The sequence below is a fragment of the bacterium genome, assembly GCA_030655055.1.
GTDB lineage: Bacteria > Edwardsbacteria > AC1 > AC1 > EtOH8 > UBA5202.
In genome coordinates this window covers 1-2,596 of the sequence record JAURWH010000054.1, presented here as the reverse complement: position 1 = coordinate 2,596, position 2,596 = coordinate 1, and the positions used below count along the sequence as shown (strand labels likewise).

Below are 2,596 nucleotides of genomic sequence, written 5' to 3'. Positions count from 1 at the left end.
TCAACAAGAAGAAACGCAACATCGTGGTCTCGCGCCGGGTGGTGCTGGATGCCGACCGTGACAAGCAGCGGGCGGTGATCCTGGCCGAGATAGACAAGGGTCAGGTGCGCGAGGGCATCGCCAAGAACATCACCGATTTCGGGGTGTTCGTGGATTTGGGCGGCCTGGACGGCCTGCTCCATATCACCGACATGTCGTGGGGCCGGATCAGCCATCCTTCGGAACTGGTCCAGATCGGCCAAAAGGTCAAGGTCAAGATCCTGGAATACGACCGCGAGCGGTCCCGGGTCTCCCTGGGCTTAAAGCAGCTGACCACCCATCCCTGGGAGAGCATCGAGTCCAAGTTCCCGGTGGGAACCAAGATCCTGGGCAAGATCGTATCCATCACCGATTACGGCGCCTTCATCGAACTGGAGAAGGGGGTGGAGGGACTGATCCACATCTCCGAGATGTCCTGGACCCGCCAGGTGAAGCATCCTTCCAAGATAGTCTCCATCGGGGACTCGGTGGAAGCCATGGTGCTGAAGATAGACAAGGCCGAGCAGAAGATATCGCTGGGCCTGCGCCAGCTGGGGCCGGATCCCTGGACCAGCATCGAGGCCAAGTACCCAATAGGGGCCAAGGCGGTGGGCAAGGTCCGCAACATCACCAACTTCGGCATCTTTGTGGAGCTGGAGGACGGGATCGACGGCCTGATCCATATTTCGGACATCTCCTGGACCAAGCGCATCAAGCATCCCGGCGACGTGGTCAAGAAGGGCGATGACGTCAACGTGGTGGTCACCAACATCGACAAGGAGAACCACCGGATATCGCTGGGCATCAAGCAGATGGAGGAGGACCCCTGGAACACGGTCGGCCAGAGCTTTACCCTGGGCCAGACGGTGCACTGCAAGGTGAACCGGCCGCTGGAGCGTGGCCTGCTGGTGGACATGGACAAGGGTTTTGAGGGCTTCGTGCCGGTCTCGGAACTGGACAAGGTTGACGAGACCAAGCTGGAAGAGAACTTCAAGGGCGGCGAGGAGATGGACCTCAAGATCATCGAGATCGACGTCAACAACCGCCGGATAGCCCTTTCCCAGAAGGCTTTGATATCGGGCCAGGAGGCCGAGGACATCAAGCCGTATCTGAAGGAAGAGCCCAAGGAAGCCCCGGGAGCAGAACAGGTTCAGTAAAAATAAGACAAGCATAAAACAGTTCTTAGTAAACGGCGGGCCGGAGTTTTTCCGGCCCGCTGTTTTATTTTTGTTGGTAAGTCCAGGTTTTTGTTGTTGACAAAAAGGCGGGTTTTCGGTATTATCATGGCATCAATTAAACCCTAAAAAGGAGCGACCCATGATAACTGAACTGGGCAAGGAGGAACTGATAGTCATCGGTTCAAGGTTCTCGGGCAGCGGTTTGGTGGAGCAGGGCGGCTACACGCTGGGCATCGCTACGGCACAGGGTAAAGGCATCACCAACCTGCTTCCTCCGAAGTATGTGGAAGAAGTGACGGCGGTAAGGGAAGAGGTGCGGGAGGCGGCCAAGGACAAGGAGGCCACCGCCCAGGAATCCAAGTTCGCCACCTCGGCCCAGAACGAGGCCATCCGCAAAGCCAAGGTCTGGATGCGGAGGGTGGTAAAGCGTTCCAAACGGGCCATGCACATGGGCAAGCAGGTGCCGGATACCCTGCTGCACATGGTCTCCAACGCCAAGCTAAAGGAATTCTCCCAGGCCATAGACCTGATGGTCAAGGATTTTGAGAAAACCTCGCCCTCCATATCGGTCAGCGACAACGCCGCGTTGGTGACCGAGGGAAAGAACTTGGCCAAGGCTCTGCTGGCCGCAGACGCCGACCAGGAGATCAAAAAAATGAGCCAACTGCCCCAGAAGGTGCGGGAATATTATTACAAAAAGGGGTTGTTGTACAAGGGTTTGAAGGTGATCAACGAAGCCGGAAGGGAATTGTTTGTTAACGAGCCGACCCTGGCCGAGACCTTCAATTTTAAGATACTGTACCGGCACGTTACCAACCATAAGGAAGAAGATACAAAGGAAGAACCCAAGGCTTAGACCTTGCACCAAAAACCCCTCTCCTAAGGACTTAGGAGAGGGGTTTTGATTAGGGAAACAGCGTAAAGTCATTTTGTATTGTAAGTGACTGCAAAACATCTATTTAGCATCTTGCGCTTACAAAAATGCACCTTGCTCACACTGAAATGGCGGTTGCTCTTGTTGAAATGCTGCTCTTGGGTGCCGAAATGCTCAATGCTCGCACCGAAATGGCGGTTGTTCTTACCGAAATGTCCTTCGCTCATCTTGAAATGCAGTTCGCTCTTGCCAATATGCTCGCCACGGGTGACGAAATGACAGCCGCTCTTACCGAAATGGCGGTTGTTCTTATTGAAATGCTTACTGCTCGTCTTGAAATGTTGGCTGCTCTGACTGAAATGTTGCTTATTGATAGTGAAATGCTCGTCAACGCTGTTAAAATATCCACTGCTCTTACCAAAATGCTCACTGTTCGTCTTAAAATGCAGATTTCACTGGCTGAAATGGTACTCAACGCTACGGAAATGCTGTCCAACGTTATTGAAATGTCCCCTGCTCGTTTTGA

Annotated in this window: 3 protein-coding genes; all 3 read left to right on the top strand. The window is 53.9% G+C overall.

What is annotated here, in order from left to right; genetic code table 11:
* On the top strand, positions 1–1,175 hold a 1,175-nt coding region (locus Q7U71_02590), incomplete at its 5' end, for a S1 RNA-binding domain-containing protein (GenBank protein MDO9390641.1).
* A 160-nt stretch (positions 1,176–1,335) separates the two neighbouring features.
* On the top strand, positions 1,336–2,052 hold the full coding sequence (locus tag Q7U71_02585) for a hypothetical protein (GenBank protein ID MDO9390640.1): 717 nt from the start codon (positions 1,336–1,338) through the stop codon (positions 2,050–2,052).
* A gap of 146 nt (positions 2,053–2,198) precedes the next feature.
* A partial coding sequence (locus Q7U71_02580; protein MDO9390639.1) for a hypothetical protein occupies positions 2,199–2,596 on the top strand: 398 nt, incomplete at its 3' end.